Annotated in this window: 17 protein-coding genes; 6 read left to right on the forward strand and 11 right to left on the reverse strand. The window is 63.4% G+C overall.

What is annotated here, in order from left to right; translation table 11 throughout:
- Positions 1 to 12: 12 nt before the first annotated feature.
- Genes ACF8EF_RS03965 through ACF8EF_RS03985 form a run of 5 tightly spaced genes read right to left on the reverse strand, consistent with a single transcriptional unit; the run spans position 13 to position 5344 of the window.
- Positions 13 to 1077: a 2,3-butanediol dehydrogenase gene (locus ACF8EF_RS03965; protein ID WP_245355382.1), complete on the reverse strand. Its 1065-nt coding sequence runs from the start codon at positions 1075 to 1077 to the stop codon at positions 13 to 15.
- 52 nt (positions 1078 to 1129) lie between these two features.
- A complete protein-coding gene (locus ACF8EF_RS03970) occupies positions 1130 to 2236 on the reverse strand; it encodes an acetoin dehydrogenase dihydrolipoyllysine-residue acetyltransferase subunit (RefSeq protein ID WP_392460582.1) in 1107 nt (368 codons plus the stop codon).
- Positions 2233 to 3255 (reverse strand): alpha-ketoacid dehydrogenase subunit beta, encoded by a 1023-nt coding sequence (locus ACF8EF_RS03975; protein ID WP_274148801.1) that lies wholly within the window; start codon positions 3253 to 3255, stop codon positions 2233 to 2235. The genes ACF8EF_RS03970 and ACF8EF_RS03975 overlap by 4 nt, the downstream gene beginning before the upstream one ends.
- 33 nt (positions 3256 to 3288) lie before the next feature.
- A complete protein-coding gene (locus tag ACF8EF_RS03980) occupies positions 3289 to 4266 on the reverse strand; it encodes a thiamine pyrophosphate-dependent dehydrogenase E1 component subunit alpha (protein WP_010951830.1) in 978 nt (325 codons plus the stop codon).
- A 22-nt stretch (positions 4267 to 4288) separates the two neighbouring features.
- On the reverse strand, positions 4289 to 5344 hold the full coding sequence (locus ACF8EF_RS03985; RefSeq protein WP_176684380.1) for an ATP-NAD kinase family protein: 1056 nt from the start codon (positions 5342 to 5344) through the stop codon (positions 4289 to 4291).
- Between the two features lie 283 nt (positions 5345 to 5627).
- Here ACF8EF_RS03985 and ACF8EF_RS03990 point away from each other — a divergent pair, with 283 nt between their 5' ends.
- Positions 5628 to 7481, forward strand: a complete 1854-nt coding sequence (locus ACF8EF_RS03990; RefSeq protein WP_392460583.1) for a sigma-54-dependent Fis family transcriptional regulator — start codon at positions 5628 to 5630, stop codon at positions 7479 to 7481.
- Between the two features lie 193 nt (positions 7482 to 7674).
- On the opposite strand, the gene accC is transcribed toward ACF8EF_RS03990, so the two are convergent.
- The 6 genes from accC to ACF8EF_RS04020 all read right to left on the reverse strand — a co-directional run bounded on the left by accC (position 7675) and on the right by ACF8EF_RS04020 (position 15767).
- A complete protein-coding gene (gene accC / locus ACF8EF_RS03995) occupies positions 7675 to 9030 on the reverse strand; it encodes an acetyl-CoA carboxylase biotin carboxylase subunit (protein ID WP_003255333.1) in 1356 nt (451 codons plus the stop codon).
- 17 nt (positions 9031 to 9047) lie between these two features.
- Positions 9048 to 9509 carry an acetyl-CoA carboxylase biotin carboxyl carrier protein gene (gene accB / locus ACF8EF_RS04000; RefSeq protein WP_176684382.1) on the reverse strand — a complete coding sequence of 154 codons (462 nt, stop codon included), beginning with the start codon at positions 9507 to 9509 and terminating at the stop codon, positions 9048 to 9050.
- A gap of 100 nt (positions 9510 to 9609) precedes the next feature.
- Positions 9610 to 10065, reverse strand: a complete 456-nt coding sequence (gene aroQ, locus ACF8EF_RS04005; protein WP_003255330.1) for a type II 3-dehydroquinate dehydratase — start codon at positions 10063 to 10065, stop codon at positions 9610 to 9612.
- Between the two features lie 179 nt (positions 10066 to 10244).
- Positions 10245 to 12017, reverse strand: coding sequence for a protein-disulfide reductase DsbD (locus tag ACF8EF_RS04010; RefSeq protein WP_392460584.1), 1773 nt, complete (start codon positions 12015 to 12017; stop codon positions 10245 to 10247).
- A gap of 188 nt (positions 12018 to 12205) precedes the next feature.
- Positions 12206 to 14167, reverse strand: coding sequence for a methyl-accepting chemotaxis protein (locus ACF8EF_RS04015; protein ID WP_176684384.1), 1962 nt, complete (start codon positions 14165 to 14167; stop codon positions 12206 to 12208).
- A gap of 244 nt (positions 14168 to 14411) precedes the next feature.
- The gene (locus ACF8EF_RS04020; protein ID WP_176684385.1) at positions 14412 to 15767 is read right to left on the reverse strand and encodes a diguanylate cyclase; all 1356 of its coding nucleotides are present in this window, start codon (positions 15765 to 15767) and stop codon (positions 14412 to 14414) included.
- A gap of 248 nt (positions 15768 to 16015) precedes the next feature.
- Here ACF8EF_RS04020 and ACF8EF_RS04025 point away from each other — a divergent pair, with 248 nt between their 5' ends.
- The 5 genes from ACF8EF_RS04025 to ACF8EF_RS04045 all read left to right on the forward strand — a co-directional run bounded on the left by ACF8EF_RS04025 (position 16016) and on the right by ACF8EF_RS04045 (position 20920).
- The gene (locus ACF8EF_RS04025; RefSeq protein WP_176684386.1) at positions 16016 to 17083 is read left to right on the forward strand and encodes a DUF2333 family protein; all 1068 of its coding nucleotides are present in this window, start codon (positions 16016 to 16018) and stop codon (positions 17081 to 17083) included.
- Between the two features lie 2 nt (positions 17084 to 17085).
- Entirely contained in the window at positions 17086 to 17619 is a 534-nt protein-coding gene (locus tag ACF8EF_RS04030; RefSeq protein ID WP_392460585.1) for an NUDIX hydrolase, read from the forward strand.
- 239 nt (positions 17620 to 17858) lie between these two features.
- On the forward strand, positions 17859 to 18230 hold the full coding sequence (locus ACF8EF_RS04035) for a translation initiation factor Sui1 (protein ID WP_176684388.1): 372 nt from the start codon (positions 17859 to 17861) through the stop codon (positions 18228 to 18230).
- Between the two features lie 150 nt (positions 18231 to 18380).
- Complete coding sequence (gene speA, locus ACF8EF_RS04040; RefSeq protein ID WP_176684389.1) at positions 18381 to 20294, forward strand: arginine decarboxylase; 1914 nt, start codon at positions 18381 to 18383, stop codon at positions 20292 to 20294.
- Between the two features lie 170 nt (positions 20295 to 20464).
- Positions 20465 to 20920 carry a transposase gene (locus ACF8EF_RS04045; protein WP_392460586.1) on the forward strand — a complete coding sequence of 152 codons (456 nt, stop codon included), beginning with the start codon at positions 20465 to 20467 and terminating at the stop codon, positions 20918 to 20920.
- The last annotated feature ends 78 nt before the right edge of the window (positions 20921 to 20998 follow it).

The following is a 20998-nucleotide window of genomic DNA, read 5'->3' on the forward strand; positions in this document are numbered from 1 at the left end:
TTCAAGGTACAATCAGCGCACAGCTGGTGAAACGATGATCTTCACGTTCTCCTCTTTGTTGTTCACCAGTTCCTCGAAGCCCAGCTCGACAATCTGCTCCAATCCGATCCGGCCGGTTACCAGTGGGCGAATATCCAGACGACCATCAGCAATGAAGGCAATCACATCGGCAAACTCGCCGTTGTACGCCAACGCCCCCAGCACCTGCTTCTCGGTGGACACCAGTTCGAAGAAGTTGAACTCGCTGGGCTCTTCGAAAATACCCACCAGCACGCACTTGCCTGCTTTACGGATGGTGTCGATGGCCAGCTTGGCCGTATGTTTGTTGCCGATGCACTCAAAACTCACATCGGCGCCCAGCCCTGCTGTCAGTGCGCGGATTTCCGCCAGGGCATCGCACTGGCTGGGGTCCAGCACCACATTGGCGCCCACTTCCTTGGCCTTGGCTTTACGCGCAGAGGACATCTCAAGGGCGATGACCTGCGCCGCACCCGCAGCCTTGGCGCACATGATGGTGCACAGGCCGATGGTGCCGGCTCCCACCACTACAACGGTTTGCCCAAGCAGGCTGCCGGCCTTTTTCACCGCGTGCATACCCACCGCCAGCGGTTCGATCAGTGCCCCGGCTTCGGCAGGGAAGCCCTGCGGCAGCCGGTAGAGCAGGTTGGCGGGCACGTTGACCAGCTCGGCGAAGGCACCGTTGTTCATCAGACCGGTGAAGGCCAGGCGTTCGCAGATGTTGTACAGACCATGGGTGCAGTAATAGCAGGTGCCGCAATGCTGGCAGGCGTCTGCTGCCACCGGGTCGCCTACGGCATAGCCTTCCACGCCTTCGCCAAGCTTGGCGATGTGGCCACAGAATTCGTGGCCGAGGATGCACTGGCCCTGAATGCCGGTCAGCGGATGCGGGGCCTCTACCGGGATGAACACCGGGCCGGCAACATACTCGTGCAGGTCGGAGCCGCAGATGCCGCACCAATCCACCTTGATCTGCACCCAGCCCGGCGCAGGGTCGGCCGGCAAAGGTACCTGTTCGACACGAATATCGTTGCGGCCATGCCAGACGGCAGCGCGCATGTGGGTGTGGCTCAGGTCATTCATTGTTGTTCTCCAGGCTCACGAAAAGGGCTTAGTGCTTGCGCAGGAATGCGAGCAGTTGCTGGTTGACCTGTTCGGCCGCCTCCATCTGCACCATGTGGCCGGCCTCTGGCAGCACCAGTACTTCGGCTTCCAGGCCCTCGGCATGGCTGGCCGGGATGATCGCATCCTTGCCACCCCACACCACCAGTGCCGGGTGATTGCCCAGTACCCCGCGCAAGTCGTGGCGCTGCCGGTCGCCGTCGGCGAGCGCGCCTGCCAGCTGCTGCAGGGCCTGGTCCACACCTTCCAGGCGCTTGAACTTGAGCATGTCCTCCAGCATTTGCCGGGTGACCAGCGTCGGGTCGGCAAACAATTGCACCATCTGCGGTTTGAGTGCATTGCGGTTGGCCGCGGTGACGAAACCTTGCAAGTACTGCCCGTTGATCGCTTCGCCCAGACCGGCGCTGGCCACCAGGCTCAGGCTGGCCACCCGCTGCGGGGCCAGGCGCGCCACGTTGAGGCTGACGGCGCCGCCCATGGAATGGCCGGCCAGGTGGGCCTTGGCGATGTCCAGGTGGTCGAGCAAGGCGAGCACGGTTTCGCTCAGCTCATCCAGGTCGCCCCGTTGCAGGCCCTTGGCCGACTCGCCGTGGCCCGGCAAGTCGAGGGCAATGACCCGGCGTTCTGCAGCCAGTGCCGGGTGGTTGAACAGCCAGTTATTCAGGTCACCGCCAAAACCGTGTACCAGCACCAGCGGTGTGCCGCCTTCACCCAGCTCGAACCAGCGCAGCAGGCGTCCGCCTACTTCCGCCTTCTGTGGGGCCGGCCCCTGGCTCTGGTCGGCCGCACCTTCGGCGACGAACTCGGCCTGGAAGCGCTGTACCACAGCATCGATCTCAGCCTCTTCTGCTTCGCCTTCGACGACCACCGCCAGCAGTGCGCCGACGGGCAGGGTTTCATCCGGTTTGGCCACCTGGCGGCGCAGCACGCCGTTGAACGGCGCTTCGACGCTGCTGCTGATCTTGTCGGTCTCGACGTCCAGCACCTCGTCGCCCTTGCTGATTTCGTCACCTTCCTGCTTGAGCCAGGTGTCCACCCGGCCCTCGGTCATCGACAGGCCCCACTTGGGCATGGTCAGGGTATGGATCTGGCTCATGCGGCACTCCTTGCGGCTTCGATCACCTTGCGCACGGCGGCTTCGATCTTCGCCGCGTCAGGGATGTACAGGTCTTCCAGGGCGTCGGAGAACGGCACCGGGGTATGCGGCGCGGTGACCATTTCGATCGGGCCCTTGAGTGCGCCGAAAGCTTTCTGCGCCACCAGCGCGCTGATGTCGGTGGCCATCGAGCAGCGCGGGTTGGCTTCATCGATCACCACGAGGCGGCCGGTCTTCTCCACACTTTCCAGAATGCTGTCTTCGTCCAGCGGGCTGGTAGTACGCAGGTCCAGCACTTCGCAGTCGATGCCCTGACGGGCCAGGTTGTTGGCGGCCTCCAGCGCCACATGCACCATGCGCCCGTAGGTAACCAAGGTCACGTCGTCGCCATCGCGCACGAAGTTGGCTTCGCCGAACGGTACGGTGTACACCTCTTCCGGCACCTCGCCCTGCATGCTGTACAGCAGCTTGTGTTCGCAGAAGATCACCGGGTCGTTGTCGCGGATCGCCTGGATCAACAAGCCCTTGGCATCGTAAGGCGAGGATGGGCACACCACTTTCAGGCCGGGGATGTGCGTCCATAGCGAGGTGAGCATCTGCGAGTGCTGGGCGGCCGCGCGCAGGCCGGCGCCATACATGGTGCGCATCACCAGCGGGGTCACTGCCTTGCCGCCGAACATGTAGCGGAACTTGGCGGCCTGGTTGAGGATCTGGTCCAGGCAGCAGCCGGCGAAGTCGACGAACATCAGTTCGCACACCGGGCGCAGGCCCTGGGTGGCAGCACCGACGGCGGCGCCGACGTAGCCGATTTCCGACAGCGGCGCGTCAAGCACGCGCCCGGGGAATTGGTGGTACAGGCCTTTGGTCACGCCCAACACGCCACCCCAGGCGTCATCCTCCCCGGGCGCACCGGCACCGCCGGCGACGTCTTCGCCAATGATGAACACTGTGTTGTCGCGACGCATTTCCTGGGCCAGAGCTTCGTTGATGGCCTGCTGGTAGCTGATCTTTCTTGCCATGGTGGTTCTCCTGTTGTTCTTGTATTCCGCGGCTCAGGGGTAGGCGACGTAGACGTCGGTGAGCAGGTCGGCGGGCTGTGGCTTGGGATCGGACTTGGCGCGGCGAACGGCGTCTTCGATCAGGTCCTCGACGCGGGCGTCGATGGCGTCCAGTTGCTCGGCCGTGAGCAGGCCGGCGCGGGTGGTTTTGTTGCGAAACTGCATGAGGCAGTCGCGGGATTCGCGCAGGTTCTTCACTTCATCAGGGGCGCGGTAGGTTTGCGCATCGCCTTCGAAATGGCCGTAGTAACGGCTGAGCTTGACCTCGATCAACGACGGCCCTTGCCCGGAGCGGGCGCGCTCGATGGCGGCGCCGGCGGCCTCGTATACGGCAAAGAAGTCGAAGCCGTCGATGGTGACGCCTGGCATGCCGAAGCCGGCAGCGCGGTCGGCAATATGGTCGCAGGCGACGGACCAGTTGGAGGCAGTGGCCTCTGCGTAGCCGTTGTTCTCGGCCACGAAGATGCAGGGCAGGTTCATGATCGACGCCATGTTCATGGCTTCGAACACGGCGCCCTCGTTGGATGCCCCATCGCCGAAGAAGGCTACCGACACGTCATCGCGGCCCTTGAGCTTGGCCGCCAGCGCCGCCCCGGCCACCAGTGGTGCGCCGGCGCCGACGATACCGTTGGCACCGAGCATGCCCTTTTCCAGGTCGGCAATGTGCATCGAGCCGCCTTTGCCGCCGCACACGCCGGTCTTCTTGCCGTAGATCTCGGCCATCATGCCGTACACGTCCACACCTTTGGCAATGCAGTGGCCATGGCCGCGGTGGGTCGAGGCGATGCAGTCGCTGTCGCGCAGGTGGGCCATGACCCCGGCGGCAGAGGCTTCTTCGCCGGCATACAGGTGGACGAAGCCGGGAATTTCGCCGGTGGCGAACTCCACATGCAGGCGTTCTTCGAAGGCGCGGATGGTCCGCATGACTTCATAGGCATGCAGCAGTTGTTCAGTACTGAGTTGATTGGACATCTTGTTGTTCTCCGGGGTTGTCTCAACACGGGTTTGCAGGGTGCAGGCGGTGGCCGCGCGGGACGGCCAGCAAGTGGTGGCGGGCGGCATGCGCCAGTACGGCCTCGACGTCCACGCTGAGTGGGCCTTGGTGGTCGAGGGTGATGGTGGGCGTGTCATGCTCGGCAAATTCGATTTCGCGTTCGCCGTCCAGGGCCAGGGTGCCGCTGGCCAGGCTCAGGCGATGGGCGACGCCGGGCGTCAGCGCACCGCAGGCAGAGATGCCGCAGGCTTGCAGCAGGCCGGGCGCCAACGGCGCCAACAACGCCTGTTCGGCGCCGGGGGCCAGGCGAACCCAGGCGCCGTGCGGGTCTTGGCGTGACACGGGGCACCACAGGCCGCACAGGGCCGACAGGCCGATGGCGTGGGGTTCGGCGAAGCAGGCGAAGACTTCGCAGAGATCCTCGCTGCGGCTGAGCGCACGTGCACCGATGAAGCGCTGCGGCGACACGGCCACCTCGACCAAGGCCCATTCGGCCAGCTGTTGTTCTGGCACGTTCACCAGTAAGCGTTTATTGCGGCGCAAGCCGATGCTTGCCGGTACCCGGCCGCTGGCAAGCAGGCCACCGGCCAGGCCCGCGCTGGTGGCTTCACGAAGTTCGGGGAAGGCGTTGTTGGTGCCGGTGGACAGGGTCAGCAGCGGCACGTCAGCGGCCTCGGCGGCGACCGCCTTGTGGGTGCCATCCCCGCCCAGTACGGCGATCATCGCCACGCCGCGCTCGACCATGCGCCGAGTAGCCAGGCGGGTATCGGCCACGGTCTGGGTCAGTGGCAGGTCGAGTATCTCGATGGCCGGCCAATGCTGGTCACGGGCCCCCGGGCCTTGGCTGGCCTTGAGCACCGCGGCAGCGATGCCGGTCATGTCGCTGGGCAGCAACACCTGGCCAATGCCGGTGGCACCGAAAGCGGCCAGCAGGCGCTGGATGGCCGAGGCCTTGTCGGTGCTCGAATAGAGCCCGGCATTGGCGGTCAGGCGGCGCAGGTCGCGGCCAGAGGCAGGGTTGGCAATGATCCCGACAATCGGGGCGGGTAGCGGCATGGCGCACCTCGTGTTTTTGTTTGCAAGGGCAGGAGCAAGCGGGGTGCCAGCTTTCTTCGCGATGGCTGAAGTGGCCGGGCTAGAGGGCTCTGGTCGTGATCGGTCAGGGCTTCACGGGTGTGGCGGCGAGACGCCGGGTGCCAGCGCCAGGCCTGCGTTGCCGAGACGCTGAGACGCTGCGTCTCAAGCCGGCCGGTAATCACACAGTGCTTGTCGGGGCATGCCCAGAGGCGCTTAATGGCCGGACAACGATAAAAACAGCAACGAGAACCGGAGGGCCTGAATGCTTGCCGCGAACTCCCGAGCCCATGTGGACTGCGTCAGCAGGGTGTTGAAGAATGCCGACCGCCTGCCGCAGGCGCCGGTACCACCGCTGATCCTCGATTCATGGCGCCGCTCCATGGATGTGTACCGTCTCGACCCCGGTTCCCAGCAGGGGCCGCGTATCCTTTCCCAAAGCCTGCTCAATGAATGCCGCGAACGCGCCGAGCTGTTCCTGCGTATCGCCAGCGATGCCGTGGCCCGTTTGCACGAGCGGGTACGCGGCGCTGACTACTGTGTGTTGCTGACCGATGCCCAAGGGCGCACCATCGATTACCGGGTCGAGTCGGCCATCCGCAACGACTGTCGCAAGGCCGGGCTGTATCTGGGGACCTGCTGGTCGGAGGGTGAGGAGGGCACATGCGGTGTGGCGGCAGTGCTCACCAGCAAGGCCCCGGTCACGGTGCACAAGCGCGATCACTTTCGCGCCGCCTTCATTGGCCTGACCTGCACGGCGGCGCCGGTGTTCGACCCGTTGGGTGAGTTGCTGGGCGTGGTCGATGTGTCGGCCTTGCAGTCGCCGGACGATCGGCGCAGCCAGCACCTGATCCGCCAACTGGTCGAGCAGACGGCCCGCGAGATCGAAAACGCCTTCTTCATGCACAGCGCCCAAGGCCACTGGGTGATGCGCGCCCATGGCACGCCCGGCTATGTGGAGAGCCAGCCCGACTATCTGCTTGCCTGGGATGCCGATGGCCGCTTGCAGGCGATCAACAGCCTGGCGCGGCAACGGTTGGTGGAGCGCCTGGGGCGTTTGCCCGAGCACATTGGCGAACTGTTCGACATCGACCAGCTGCGCCGGGTGAGCGCGTCGTCCGCCCAGCGCCTGCCCGGTCTGGGCGGTTTGTATGGCCGGGTCAGCGCACCGCAGCAACGCCAGCGTGCGCAGCCTGTACGCCAGGCCCAGGACACCCGTATCGAGCAGCACCTGCGGCTGGCCACTCGGGTCAAGGATTGCAACCTGGCGGTGCTGGTGCTGGGTGAGACCGGGGCCGGCAAGGAGGTATTCGCCCGCCAACTGCACCAGCAAAGCCAGCGCTGTGATGGCCCGTTCGTTACCCTGAACTGCGCGGCCATTCCGGAAACCCTGATCGAGAGCGAGTTGTTCGGCTATGTGGCCGGGGCCTTCACCGGGGCTTCCAGCAAAGGCATGCAAGGGCTGTTGCAGCAGGCCGGTGGCGGCACGCTGTTCCTCGACGAGATCGGGGACATGCCGCTGAACCTGCAGACCCGCCTGCTGCGGGTGCTGGCGGAGGGGGAGGTGGCGCCGCTGGGTGCGGCACGGCGGGAGCGGGTGGATATTCAGGTGATCTGTGCGACCCATCGCGATCTGGCGGCGATGGTTGAGGACGGGCGATTTCGTGAGGACTTGTACTTCCGCCTGGCCAATGCCCGCTTCGAGCTACCACCTTTGCGTGAGCGTGATGACCGGTTGGGGCTGATTCATCAGTTGCTGGCCGAAGAGGCTGCAGCTTGCGGGGTGGAGGTGGTGTTGGCGGATGACGCGCTGCAGGCGCTGCTGGTTTATCGCTGGCCGGGCAATTTGCGCCAGCTGCGGCAGGTGTTGCGGTATGCCTGTGCGGTGAGTGAGGGCGGGCAGGTGCGGCTGCAGGATCTGCCGCAGGAGGTGCGTGGTGAAGCGGTTGGCTCGGCCGAAAGCGGGGTGTCGTGCCCGGCCCGGCAGCTGCTGCTGGACGCGCTGATCCGCCATCGCTGGAAGCCGGCTGATGCGGCGCGCGCTTTGGGTATTTCGCGGGCGACGCTTTATCGGCGAGTGCATGAGCATCGTATCGACATGCCGCGGATGAAGGGGTAGAGCCCTGGGGGCGCGCTGCGCCCCTTTCGCGACGCAAGGCCGCTCCTACAAAGACGGCGTCAGTCCTGAGGCATGCGCGGAATCTGTGGGAGCGGCCTTGTGTCGCGATAGGGCCGCGACGCGGCCCCAGATTCTGGCAGGCAATAAAAAACCCCGGCACAGGGCCGGGGTTCTGGTACATCACACTACACGATCACTCCTGGTTGGCCAGTTTGTGCTCGAGGTAGTGAATGTTGACGCCGCCTTTGCAGAAGCCTTCATCACGCACCAGGTCGCGGTGCAGCGGGATGTTGGTCTTGATGCCGTCGACGACGATCTCGTCCAGGGCATTGCGCATGCGCGCCATGGCTTCGTCGCGGTCCTTGCCGTAGGTGATCAGCTTGCCGATCAGCGAGTCGTAGTTCGGCGGAACCGAATAACCGCTGTACAGGTGCGAATCGACGCGTACGCCATTGCCGCCTGGGGCGTGGAAGTGCTTCACCTTGCCTGGGCTCGGGATGAACTTCTTCGGGTCTTCGGCGTTGATCCGGCACTCCAGCGAGTGGCCACGGATCACCACGTCTTCCTGGCGGAACGACAGTTTGTTGCCAGCGGCGATGCTCAGCATCTCCTTGACGATGTCGATGCCAGTGACCATCTCCGATACCGGGTGCTCAACCTGCACGCGGGTGTTCATCTCGATGAAGTAGAAGCGGCCGTTTTCGTACAGGAACTCGAAAGTACCGGCACCACGGTAGCCGATCTCGATGCACGCATCGACGCAGCGCTTGAACACTTCCTGACGGGCTTTCTCATCGATGCCCGGGGCTGGTGCTTCTTCCAGTACCTTCTGGTGACGGCGCTGCAGCGAGCAGTCGCGGTCGCCCAGGTGAATGGCGTTGCCCTGGCCGTCGGACAGTACCTGTACTTCCACGTGGCGTGGGTTGGTCAGGAACTTCTCCAGGTAAACCATCGGGTTACCGAAGGCTGCACCGGCTTCGGTACGGGTGAGCTTGGCCGAGGAAATCAGGTCCTCTTCCTTGTGCACCACGCGCATGCCGCGACCACCACCGCCACCGGCGGCCTTGATGATCACCGGGTAGCCGACGTCACGGGCAATCGCCAGGGCAACTTCTTCGTCTTCTGGCAGTGGGCCATCGGAGCCCGGTACGGTCGGTACGCCCGACTTGATCATCGCGTCCTTGGCCGAAACCTTGTCGCCCATCAGGCGAATGGTATCGGCTTTCGGGCCGATGAAGGCGAAACCGGATTTTTCCACCTGTTCGGCAAAGTCGGCGTTTTCCGCCAGGAAGCCGTAACCCGGGTGAATCGCAGTGGCGCCAGTCACTTCGGCGGCAGCGATGATTGCCGGGATATGCAGGTAGGAATCCTTGGACGATGCAGGGCCGATGCAGACCGACTCGTCTGCCAGGCCCAGGTGCATCAGTTCACGGTCAGCAGTGGAGTGCACGGCGACGGTCTTGATACCCAGCTCTTTGCAGGCACGCAGGATCCGCAGGGCAATTTCCCCGCGGTTGGCGATCAGGACTTTTTCGAGCTTCCCAGACATCGTTGGCTCTCCGCGATTCAAACGACGGTGAACAGCGGCTGGTCGAACTCAACCGGCTGGCCGTCTTCTACCAGGATGGCGTCGATGACACCGCCAATATCGGCTTCGATGTGGTTCATCATCTTCATGGCTTCGACGATGCACAGGGTGTCGCCTTTCTTCACGGACTGGCCAACTTCAGCGAAGTTAGGCGAGGTCGGCGAAGGCTTGCGGTAGAAGGTACCTACCATTGGCGAACGGATCACGGTGCCTTTCAGGGCTGGGGCAGCAGCAGCAGCTTCGGCGGCTGGGGCAGCAGCAGCGACCGGAGCAGCGGCAGGGGCGGCAGCCATAGGCGCCGGTGCGTAGAACTGCTGGGCAGCTGGAGTCTTGCTGTGACGGCTGATACGGACCGACTCTTCGCCTTCCTTGATCTCCAGTTCGTCGATGCCAGACTCTTCCAGCAGCTCGATCAGTTTCTTGACTTTACGGATATCCATTAATCATCAACTCCCAAAGGTTCGGTCAGGGGGCGAAATACAAAAAAACGTATCTGAAACGTTTCTCTCGAACCCCGGCCCACTTAGGCCAGGGTTTTCATCATTTGGGCTGTGCGTTGGCAGCCAGTTGTTCCAGCGCGGACTCCAGGGCCAGGCGATAACCGCTGGCGCCCAGACCGCAGATAACCCCTACGGCAACATCGGAAAAGTAGGAGTGGTGACGGAACGGTTCGCGTTTGTGCACGTTGGACAGGTGCACTTCGATGAATGGGATGCTCACCGCAAGCAATGCGTCACGTAATGCAACGCTTGTGTGAGTGAAAGCAGCCGGATTGATCAGGATGAAGTCCACACCCTCGTTGCGTGCGGCGTGAATGCGATCGATCAGTTCGTATTCGGCATTGCTCTGCAGGTACTGCAGATGGTGGCCTGCGGCGCGGGCACGTTGCTCCAGGTCCTGGTTGATCTGAGCCAGGGTCACGGCGCCGTAGTGGCCCGGCTCGCGAGTGCCGAGCAGGTTGAGGTTGGGGCCGTGGAGCACCAGTAGCGTTGCCATCTGCGGATTCCTTGGATTTGTAGGGCAATTCGACACAGCGCGCCGAGTGTGCCGTAAAGCGACGGCAAGTGTCCAGTTCCCGGCAATAGGCAGCACGATGTCCGAGGTTCGCGCGAAGTATGTGACCGGATGATTAAATCCGGTCATTCATTTCAGGATTTTTCCGGGCTCGCGGGAAGTTATAGACCGACTTTGTCGCGCACGCGTGCCAGAACGTGCGCAAATTCACCTGCATTTATCTCGCCAATCACCCGATCAGCGGTAATTTCGCTGCCGTTCCCAGAAAAAAACAGCAGGGCGGGTGGGCCGAACAGCTGGTAGCGGTCGAGCAGTTTGCGTTGCTGGGCATTACTTTCGGTTAGGTCGAAACGCAGCAATTTGAAGCCGGACAGCTGTGTTTGCACCTGTGGTGCATTGAGCACCTCATGCTCGATCACTTTGCAACTGATGCACCAGTCGGCGTACCAGTCCAGCAGCACTGGCTGGCCGGCAGCCTTGGCCTGCGCCAGGGCTGCGTCCAACGCATCAGGGGTAGTGATGGTCTGCCAGGCATCGGCTTTTGCTGCTGGCAGGCCGCCGCTGGCGGTCAGTGACGCAACCGGCAGCGGGCGCAGCGGGTCGCCCTGGCCAGTGAGGGCGCCGTACCAGCAAGCCAGCGCGTACACCAGCAAGGCCAGACCGAGCAGTTGCGCCAGGCGCTGGGGTGCCGTCTTGACGACGAATTCAAGGGCGCCGAGGAACAGTGCCACACCCGCGGCGAGGAAACCGACCAACAGCAAGGTCACAGGGCCTGGCAGTACACGGCTGAGCAAGCCGATGGCCAGCCCCAGCAGCAGTACGCCGATGGCGTTTTTCACGGTGTTCATCCACGGGCCGCTTTTGGGCAGCCAGGCCGCGCCCCCGGTGGCCACCAGCAGCAACGGCGCACCCATGCCCAAACCCAGGGCGAACAGCTTGAGCGCGCCACCCAGGGCATCGCCACTGGCACTGATATAGAGCAAGGCACCGGCCAAGGGCGCCGATACACACGGAGAAACCAGCAAGCTGGAGAGCACTCCGAGCACTGCTGCGCCCAGCAGCGAGCCGCCCCGGGTGTGATTGGCGACGTTGTTCAGGCGGTTACTCAGGGCCTGGGGCAGCTTCAGCTCGAAGAGGCCGAACATGGCCAGGGCGAACACCACGAAGAACAGCGCGAAGGGAACCAGCACCCAGGCCGACTGCAGGCGCGCCTGCAGGTTCAGGCTTGCACCGAACAGGCCCATCAGTGCGCCGAGTACCGCGAAGCTGGCCGCCATTGGCAGCACGTAGGCCAGCGACAGCGCCAGGCCGCGCACGCCGCCAACCTGGCCGCGCAGCACCACACCGGAGAGGATCGGCAACATCGGCAGGACACAGGGGGTGAAGGTCAGGCCGACCCCGGCGAGGAAGAACAGCAGCAGCGACTTCCAGTTCCAGCCGTGCTCGCGGGTGGCCGGCGCGTTTGCAGCGCCTTCGCCATCAATACTCAGGCGTGCGGTTTCCGGTGGGTAGCACAAGCCCTTGTCGGCGCAACCCTGGTAGCCCACCAGCAGGGTGAAGGCGCGTGGGTCTTTGCGCGGCAACTCGATATCGAGCACGCCGTGGTACACCTCGACGTCGCCGAAAAATTCATCGTGCTTGGGCTCACCCTTGGGGATGTTCGGCGTGCCCAGGGTGATATCGGCCGGTTCCGTGTGGAACTGGAAGCGGTGGCGGTAGAGGTAGTAGCCATCGGTGGCGACGAAGCGCAGCTTGATGGTTTGCGCATCGGCCTGGACCAGGTTGAGCTTGAAGGCCTCGTGTACCGGCAGGAAGTCGGCGTTGTTGGCCAGCGAAGCGGCGCCGAGGGTGGCGCTGGGGCGGTTGTCGAGCAGGCCTGCGGCGAAGGCAGGGCTGGCCAGCAGCAGGAACAGCATGAAAAACAGGCGGCGCATGGCGGACTCGCGAGGTGGAACGTGCCCGGCATGATAACGGATGCGCAGGAATAATTGGCCCGAAACAAACGTAGGAGCGGGTTTACCCGCGAAGCGCCGCGCGGGCGGCGCTCGATCTCCCAGGCGCAGCACATGTCCCGTCGAACACCACCCAACTGCTACACCTGTCGTGGCGACCACCCGCTGACTCAGACCCTGAACGCTCGCACCGCCCGGTTCAGCTCACCGCCCAGGCTCAGCAACTGTTCGCCTTGCTCACGCCCCTCGCCAATGCGCTGCAGGTTGTCTTCACCCAGTTCGTGAATCCGCTCGCTGTGATCACGAATCTCGCTGACCGCGCCACTCTGCTGCGCCGTGACATCGGCAATCCGCACCGCTGTATCGGAAATGGTACGAATGGCACAGACAATCTCATCCAGTGCCCCATCCGCCGCCTGGGCTTGGTTGGCCGTGGCCTCGGCGTGTTCCAGTTGCGCGCGCATCCCCGCCACCGAACTCCTGGCGGCCTGCTGCAAGCGGTCGATCAATGCCTGTATCTCGCCGGTAGCCCCCGTGGTGCGCTGAGCCAGCGAGCGCACCTCATCGGCAACCACGGCAAAGCCACGGCCCATTTCGCCGGCGCGGGCCGCTTCGATCGCGGCGTTCAGTGCCAGCAGGTTGGTCTGCTCGGCAATCGAGCGGATCACCGTCAGCACCCCGCCAATGGTTGCCGATTCTTCCGCCAGTTGCTCGATCATGCGGGCGTTGCCTTGCACTTCATCGACCAGTTCACGCAAGCCCGACAGGCTCTGGCCGATTACCGCCTGGCCTTGTTCCACCGCACGCCCGGCATCGCGGCTGGCCTCGGCGGCTGCGCTGGCATCACCAGCCACTTGTTGAATGGTTGCTTCCAGCTCGCCCAAGGCATCGCGGATCTGCCCGGTATCGCCGGCCTGTCGCTCGGCGCCGCCGTGCAGCGCAGCGCTCATGCCGGCCAGGGCATGGCTGCTGCCGGCCACCTGCTCGGCGTTATGGCGGATGGTGCCGACCAGCTCCACCAGGTACTGACGCAGGCGGTTGAGCGACTCCTGGATGTCGTGCAGTTCGCGGTTGGTCTTGCCCAGGGCGATGGCTTGGGCGAAATCGCCCTCGGCCCAGCGTGACAGGGCCGGGGCCAGTCCGGTCAGGGTACGGGCCAGGCGCCGTTGCAGCGTATCGATCAATAGGGCGATCAGCAGGATAAGGCCGATCATCAGGCCTTGGATGATGCGCACCTCGGCAGCGATTTTCGCATGCTGGCCGCGTACTTCGGGTTCCAGCGCGGCGATGGCCTGTTGTACGGCTTCCAGGCGCTGGCCGGTGGTGGCGGCCAGCTCGGCGCGGCGCTCGATCTGTTCGCGGGTGCGTTGCAGTTCGGCCGGGTAGCGGTTGAGCAGGCTTTGCAATTCACGCTTGAGGCCCACGGCAATGTCTTCCTGCTGGGCGCTGCTCTGGGATTCCAGGCCCATCATCGCAGCGAAGTCGTCGGCTCCGGATTCGGCCGCGCGGGTTACGCCGAGCAGTGGCAGGCCGTCGACCGTCTGGGCCTGGGCGCGGATCAGTTGCAGTTCGCGCTCCACCTCGTCGGCCAGCTCTGGGCGGCCGCTGCTGACCAGCTTGTCGCGAGCCAATGACAGCCGCCCCAGATGCAGGGTGGCGTCGAGCAAGGGCTGCAAGTAGCGATTGGCCTCGGCGTTGCCACTGTCGCGGGCGTAGCTGGCCATCTGCTCGAAGTTCGCCCCCAGCTCCCGCTCGGCTTGCAGCAGCAGGGCTTGTGGGTCGCCGGCCAGCTTGCCGGCGGCCAGCAGTTCATTGGCGGTGAAGGCCTGCAGGCTATCCAGGCTGGGGCGTAACTTCTCGGCCAGCTCTACCGGCCAGTCCGTCAGTGCGGCCTGCAACTGCTGGGTCGCCTCCATGGCGGCGGCCTGGCGCAGGGCATCGCCGCTGCCCAGGTAGGCCTGGATATTGCGCGCCGCCTGGTTCTGGAACTGCTGGGACAGGCCCAGATAGCGCTCCATCAGCTGGTAGGGGCGCTCGAGGGCGCGCTGCGACCACCACAGGGTGGCGCCCAAGGCGATACACACGGTTACCAGCAACAGGGTGTTGAAATTGGTCAGCCACTTCAGGCGCATAGCCGCGAACTTCCTGCGCAGGGGAGAGGTAGGCGCCTGAAGTTATTGCGATTTTGTGACGGGGTGATGACGCCAGGGGCTTGGCGTCAGAAAAAAAGTGGCACAGTGCCTCTATTGGTGTGGCCTGCACTGGCCTCTTCGCGGGCTTGCCCGCTCCCACAGGTTTACCTCCAGATTTGAGGTGTGTGAAATGCCTGGGGAAGCGGGCGAGTCTGTGAAGAAGCCGGCACAGTGAGTGCGAATTTCAGGGCTCTACACGAACGACGCAATTGCGCCCCGCATGCTTGGCCCGGTACAGCGCCTCGTCCGCTGCGCTGGCCATGGTCAGTGCATCCAGCCCCTCATCCAGTTGCACCACGCCGGCGCTGAAGGTGCACTGCAAGTCTCGTGGCTGCGCCGGGTAGAGAATTTCGGCAAAGCGCCGGCGAATTTCGTCCAGCACTTTGTGTGCGGCGTCCAGCGCGGTATTGGGCATGACGATGGCGAATTCCTCGCCACCGTAGCGGCCAATGAAATCGGTCTTGCGCAAGCGCTGCTTGAGGAATAGAGCAAGGCTCTTGATCACTCGGTCGCCCATGGGGTGGCCATGGCGGTCGTTGATCTTCTTGAAGTGGTCGATGTCGAGCATGGCAAAGCTCAACGGCTGCTGCTCACGGCGGGCGCGGAAGCTGCAGTCTTCCAGCAACTGCAGGATATGAGTGTGGTTGTACAGCCCGGTGAGGCTGTCGCGAACCATGCGCGCCTTCAAATGGCGGGCGCGGGCGGCGCGGTTGCGCACGGTAGTGATCAGGTGGCGTGAGCGAAACGGCTTGGTCAAAAAGTCATCACCGCCTTCGCTCATGGCATCCAGTTGCTTGTCCAGGTCGTCCTCGGCAGACAGGTAGATGATCGGCACACTCACATACCGGTCACTGTGGCGGATTACCTTGGCCAGCTCCGGGCCGGTGCAGGCCGGCATGTACAGGTCGAGGATGATCAGGTCGGGCTGGAAGTCGGCAAGCTCGGCCATGGTGCGGATCGGGTCGGTCAGGCTGCGGGTGAGCATGCCGGCGCCGGCCAGTACACGCTCGGTGTACATGGCCTGGGTGCGCGAATCGTCGATGATCAGCACGCGCAACGGGTCGTGCGGGGCGGTGTTGGTCAGCAGTTCGACCTTTTCCAGCAAGCTGGAGGCTTCCAGGCTGCCGGTGAGAAAATCCTGACCGCCGGCGCGTACTGCGGCAAGGCGGGTAGGGGTGTCGGCTTCGTGATGGCTGAAGAACAGCAACGGAATGGAGCGTGCCAGGCCCTGCTGCACCTGAGCGGCCAGCAGCAAGCCCAGCCCGGCGCCGGTGAAGTCGACATCCATGATGATGGCCGACGGCGGGTACTCGCTGATCGAGGCGAGAAACGCTGCGGCGCTCGGCAACGCTTGCACCACCAGACCAAAGAATTCCAGTTGCTGGGCCAGGCGCTGGGCGCGCTCGTGGTCCTGCAGCAGGATGTACACCGGTTTGCGCACGGGCAGATGCAACTGGTCGAGCGGATCGTCCTTGCGCAGGCCGTTACGCGTCAGCTGTTGGACGGGGCACTGCGGGCTCGGCTCGACTGCTTGGCTCATGTCCTGGCTACTTATAGGTTGGGATGTGCAGGGGCAATGATGGCTCTATGCTAGCAGCTCTTTTCAAGTGCGTGAGTGCCCTGCGTCAACAAAGCGGGCAGAACGAATATTCAGTTGCTGACTGAATGGTCGCTTATGCGTACGGTGGTGTCTGCTTTATAGTGCTGGCATTCGGGCTTACCGTGGCACCCTAGCGCAGGCCTGTGGTCAAAGCCCCTGAACCGTCGTGACTGATTAAGGACAAAGCCATGCTGGACTGGAAAAACCGAGAGGCCAAAGCCGAGCCCCGTGAGCGTGTCGACGGGCGTGGCGCTGCCGCCCGTAGCTACCTTGGCGGCCTTTGGAGCCGTGCCCTGGGGACCCTGATCGGGTTGTACCTGCTGGTGTGTATCGGCCTGGGCTGGTACTGGAGCCAGGAGCCTGCTCTGTTCCCGGTGCAGCAAAACGCCCAGGCCGCAGCCGAACGTGCTGGCCAGCAGATGGTGGTGGGCTATACCACCGTCGAAACCCTCAAGACCGTGGCCAACACTTTGTTGAACAAGCCGGGCGGCTACATTTCCAACGACCGCTTCCCGCCAGGGCTGTGGATGGACAACATGCCAAGTTGGGAATATGGCGTGCTGGTCCAGGTCCGCGACCTGTCCCGTGCTCTGCGCAAAGACTTCGCCCGTTCGCAGTCGCAGTCCACCGAAGACGCCGACCTGGCCAAGGCCGAGCCACGCTTCAACTTCGACAACAAGAGCTGGATCCTGCCGTCGAGCGAGTCGGAGTTCGAAGAAGGCATCAAGTCGCTGACCCGTTACCAGACCCGTCTGGCTGCTGGCGACAAGGGCGCGATCTTCTATACCCGCGCCGACAACCTGAACAACTGGCTGGGTGACGTGGCCACCCGTCTGGGCTCGCTGTCGCAGCGCCTGTCGGCAAGCGTTGGGCGGGTCAAGCTCAACAGCACGTTGAAGACCGAGTCGGTCGTTGCCGGTCAGGCGCCGCAGGTGGACGAGGAGCTGGTAGAAACCCCATGGCTGCAGATTGACAACGTGTTCTACGAAGCCCGTGGCCAAGCCTGGGCGCTGTCGCACCTGCTGCGTGCCATCGAGGTTGACTTCGCCGACGTGCTGGCGAAGAAGAATGCCACCGTCAGCGTGCGCCAGATCATTCGTGAGCTGGAGGCCTCACAAGAGGCGCTGTGGAGCCCGATGGTGCTCAACGGCAGTGGCTTCGGCATGTGGGCCAACCACTCGTTGGTCATGGCCAATTACATTTCCCGGGCCAACGCTGCGGTAATCGACCTGCGTCAGTTGTTGTCGCAGGGTTGATGATGGCTATCAGCCCCGCCGAGGCCGCCCATCGGGCGGCTTCCGACCGCGAGCTGGTCACCTGGGTGGACGAGACCGACCAGGTACTGGGCGCCTTGCCCCGTGCCGAGCTGCGCGAGCGTGGCCTGATCGGGCGCTGCACGTTCATTCTGCTGTTCAACAGTGCCGGTGAATTGTGTGTACACCGGCGTACGCTGAGCAAGGCGCTGTACCCAGGGTATTGGGATGTGGCGGCGGGCGGCATGGTCACGGCTGGGGAGGCGTATGCCGAATCGGCAGCGCGCGAGCTGGCCGAAGAGCTGGGCATCGAAGGCGCTGAGTTGCGCTTCCACGAGCGGTTCTACTTTGGCCAGCCGGATAACCGCTTGTGGTGTGCAGTATATTCGGCGGTGTCGGATGCGCCGTTGCGGTTGCAGCCGGAAGAGGTGATCGAGGCGCGCTTCATCGGTCTGGAACAGGCTGAGCAGGAAAGCCTGAGCAAGCCTTATTGCCCGGACTCGTTGGCGGCGTTGCAGCGCTACAAGGCCACTGTGTAGCCTCGGGTTTACCCGCGAAATACCGGCCCAGACACCCGTTTCGCAGGGCAAGGGCTTTGCCCTTGTTCGCGGGTAAACCCGCTCCTACACAACAGGCGTATTTATCGTTACACTGCGCGCCCTTTTCGGGCTGCCGCAATTCTTGCAGCAGTAGCGCCGCCCCTGCCAGAGTGGGGCTTCGCGGTCGGCCTCAACCCCAAGGCACGACCAGTTTTTGTCCTCAGCACCGAGGAACAAAAGTGGCCAAGAAAGCTTCTTCCTTTTCCGCCCTTGGCGGTCTCGTGTACTCCACCGACGCCGGTCGGCACTGCCCCGACTGTGGCCAGCCGGTGGATGCCTGCATCTGCAAGCAGCAAACCATCCCCGAAGGCGACGGCATTGCCCGCGTGCGCCGCGAAAGCAAAGGCCGTGGTGGCAAGACCGTGACCACCGTCACCGGCGTGCCGCTACCGCCTGACCAGCTCAAAGAACTGGCGACCACGCTCAAGCGCCGCTGCGGTACCGGCGGCGCGCTGAAGGACGGGGTTATCGAGATCCAGGGCGACCATGTCGAGCTGTTGATCGGCGAGCTGACCAAACAGGGTTTCAAGGCGAAAAAGTCCGGCGGCTGAAGCCACCGCGCGATTTTTTGCCCAGCGCTTTCTAAACTCGTTCCCGTGGTCAGAGTCTATGCCTGAGCACGGATGAATCGTCATTTTCAGCTTTTACACTCGCCCCGCTGCCTGCGGGCAGTGTCTTCGACTTATCTATAGGGGACTTGAATGTCCGTACGACGCACACGCAAAGACGATGGTAGCCAATGGACCGTGGCTGATAGCCGCAGTGTTTATGGCATCCGCCATTGGGGCGCTGGCTATTTCGCCATCAATGACGCCGGGCGCGTCGAAGTACGCCCCAACGGCCCTGACAGTGCTCCGATTGACCTGTTCAAGCAGGTCGACGAACTGCGCCAGAGCGGCTTGTCGCTGCCCTTGCTGGTGCGCTTCCCTGACATTCTGCAGGACCGTGTGCGCCAGCTGACCGGCGCCTTCGACGCCAACATCGCGCGCCTGGAATACCAGAGCCAGTACACCGCGTTGTACCCGATCAAGGTCAACCAGCAGGAAGCGGTGGTGGAGAACATCATCGCCACGCAGAACGTTTCCATTGGCCTGGAAGCCGGCTCCAAACCCGAGTTGCTGGCAGTGCTGGCGCTGGCGCCGAAGGGCGGCACCATCGTCTGCAACGGCTACAAGGACCGTGAGTTCATTCGCCTGGCGCTGATGGGCCAGAAGCTCGGCCACAACGTGTTCATCGTCATCGAGAAAGAGTCGGAAGTAGCCTTGGTGATCGAAGAAGCCGCCGAGCTCAAGGTGAAACCGCAGGTTGGCCTGCGTGTTCGCCTGTCGTCGCTGGCCTCGAGCAAGTGGGCCGACACCGGTGGCGAGAAGTCCAAGTTCGGTTTGTCCGCCGCCCAATTGCTCTCGGTGGTGCAGCGCTTCCGCGATGCCGGTCTGGACCAGGGCATCCGCCTGCTGCACTTCCACATGGGTTCGCAGATCGCCAACCTGGCCGACTACCAGCACGGCTTCAAAGAGGCCATCCGTTATTACGGCGAACTGCGTGCGCTGGGCCTGCCGGTCGATCACATCGACGTGGGTGGCGGCCTGGGTGTGGACTACGACGGCACCCACTCGCGCAATGCCAGCTCGATCAACTACGACATGGACGACTACGCCGGCGTGGTGGTGGGCATGCTCAAGGAGTTCTGCGACGCGCAGGGCCTGCCACACCCGCACATCTTCTCCGAGAGTGGCCGTTCGCTGACCGCGCACCACGCCATGCTGGTGATCCAGGTCACCGATGTCGAGAAGCACAACGACGACGTACCCACCATCGAGAACAAGGAAGCCCTGCCCGAGACCGTGCAGTGGCTGGCCGATCTGCTTGGCCCGACCGACATCGAGATGGTCACCGAGACCTACTGGCGTGCCACCCACTACATGGGTGATGTGGCCGCGCAGTACGCCGACGGCAAGATCAGCCTGGGCGAGAAAGCCTTGGCCGAGCAGTGCTATTTTGCCGTGTGCCGCCGCCTGCACAACTCGCTGAAAGCCCGCCAGCGCTCGCACCGCCAGGTGCTGGACGAGCTGAACGACAAGCTGGCCGACAAGTACATCTGCAACTTCTCGGTGTTCCAGAGCCTGCCAGACACCTGGGCCATCGGCCAGGTACTGCCGATCATCCCGCTGCACCGCCTGGACGAAGAGCCGATGCGGCGTGCGGTATTGCAGGACCTGACTTGCGACTCCGACGGCAAGATCAACCAGTACGTTGACGAGCAAAGTATCGAAACCAGCATGCCGGTGCATGCGGTGAAGGAGGGCGAGGATTACCTGCTGGGCGTGTTCCTGGTGGGTGCCTATCAGGAAATCCTGGGTGACATGCACAACCTGTTCGGTGACACCGACTCGGTGAACATCTACCAGAATGCCGACGGCAGCGTGTACCACGCCGGTATCGAAACCCACGACACCATCGAAGACATGCTGCGCTACGTGCACCTGTCGCCGGAGGAGTTGATGACGCATTACCGCGACAAGGTTGCCAGCGCCAAGATCACTGCGCGCGAGCGGACCCAGTATCTGGATGCCTTGCGCCTGGGCTTGACCCGGTCTTCGTACCTGTCGTCGTAATTGACGGGGCCGCCCCGCAAAAACTGCACGGATTGCTTGTTTTTGTGGGCGCGGCCTCGTGTCGCGATATGAGGGCGAAGCCCTCACCGTGTCATACCCGGTAATGGTCCTGTCCTCGCCCGTCGCATTCGCGGCGCTAACTTTGAATGCACAATTCAAAGGAGAAAGACATGGAACGTCCAGGCTCCCATCGTTTACGTAATGGCCCGGTGTCCGAATCCGGGCGCCTCTACCTGTTGACCACAACTACCCGCAGCCGAACGCCGTTGTTCAAAGACTTCCGATTCGCCAGGACCGTGATCCAGCAGTTGCGGTTCAGCGATGAGCGCAAGGCTTGTCGATCGCTGGCATGGGTGTTGATGCCGGATCACCTTCACTGGCTTATCGAGCTGGGTCCAGTGAGCCTGGGTAGGCTAATGTGCGAATTCAAATCCAGAAGCAGCTGTGCCTTGTACAAGGCCGGTGCTGAAAGACGGCATATCTGGCAAACCAGCTTTCATGACCGGGCTTTGCGTCGCGAGGAGGATGTGCGAGCGGTGGCCCGCTACATCATCGCCAACCCCATTCGGGCCGGCCTGGTGCGGCGGGCTGGCGAGTATCCCCATTGGGACTGTGTATGGCTGTGAGCATGTGAGGGCTTCGCCCTCATTTCGCGACACAAGGCCGCTCCCACAGCGATCGCGAAAGCAGGCCGACCCGCTATC

Source organism: Pseudomonas sp. zjy_15, from assembly GCF_043101865.1.
GTDB classification, from domain to species: Bacteria; Pseudomonadota; Gammaproteobacteria; order Pseudomonadales; family Pseudomonadaceae; genus Aquipseudomonas; species Aquipseudomonas putida_Y.

Excerpts from the sequence above, each read along its gene's own strand:
- ACF8EF_RS04045 (WP_392460586.1), top strand. The coding sequence starts at position 20,465 with ATGGAACGTCCAGGCTCCCATCGTTTACGTAATGGCCCGGTGTCCGAA.
- speA (WP_176684389.1), top strand. The coding sequence starts at position 18,381 with ATGTCCGTACGACGCACACGCAAAGACGATGGTAGCCAATGGACCGTG.
- aroQ (WP_003255330.1), bottom strand. The coding sequence starts at position 10,065 with ATGGCAACGCTACTGGTGCTCCACGGCCCCAACCTCAACCTGCTCGGC.
- ACF8EF_RS03990 (WP_392460583.1), top strand. The coding sequence starts at position 5,628 with ATGCTTGCCGCGAACTCCCGAGCCCATGTGGACTGCGTCAGCAGGGTG.
- ACF8EF_RS03965 (WP_245355382.1), bottom strand. The coding sequence starts at position 1,077 with ATGCGCGCTGCCGTCTGGCATGGCCGCAACGATATTCGTGTCGAACAG.
- ACF8EF_RS04010 (WP_392460584.1), bottom strand. The coding sequence starts at position 12,017 with ATGCGCCGCCTGTTTTTCATGCTGTTCCTGCTGCTGGCCAGCCCTGCC.
- ACF8EF_RS04030 (WP_392460585.1), top strand. The coding sequence starts at position 17,086 with ATGGCTATCAGCCCCGCCGAGGCCGCCCATCGGGCGGCTTCCGACCGC.
- ACF8EF_RS03975 (WP_274148801.1), bottom strand. The coding sequence starts at position 3,255 with ATGGCAAGAAAGATCAGCTACCAGCAGGCCATCAACGAAGCTCTGGCC.
- ACF8EF_RS04020 (WP_176684385.1), bottom strand. The coding sequence starts at position 15,767 with ATGAGCCAAGCAGTCGAGCCGAGCCCGCAGTGCCCCGTCCAACAGCTG.
- ACF8EF_RS03980 (WP_010951830.1), bottom strand. The coding sequence starts at position 4,266 with ATGTCCAATCAACTCAGTACTGAACAACTGCTGCATGCCTATGAAGTC.
- ACF8EF_RS04025 (WP_176684386.1), top strand. The coding sequence starts at position 16,016 with ATGCTGGACTGGAAAAACCGAGAGGCCAAAGCCGAGCCCCGTGAGCGT.
- accB (WP_176684382.1), bottom strand. The coding sequence starts at position 9,509 with ATGGATATCCGTAAAGTCAAGAAACTGATCGAGCTGCTGGAAGAGTCT.
- ACF8EF_RS03970 (WP_392460582.1), bottom strand. The coding sequence starts at position 2,236 with ATGAGCCAGATCCATACCCTGACCATGCCCAAGTGGGGCCTGTCGATG.
- ACF8EF_RS04015 (WP_176684384.1), bottom strand. The coding sequence starts at position 14,167 with ATGCGCCTGAAGTGGCTGACCAATTTCAACACCCTGTTGCTGGTAACC.
- ACF8EF_RS03985 (WP_176684380.1), bottom strand. The coding sequence starts at position 5,344 with ATGCCGCTACCCGCCCCGATTGTCGGGATCATTGCCAACCCTGCCTCT.
- accC (WP_003255333.1), bottom strand. The coding sequence starts at position 9,030 with ATGTCTGGGAAGCTCGAAAAAGTCCTGATCGCCAACCGCGGGGAAATT.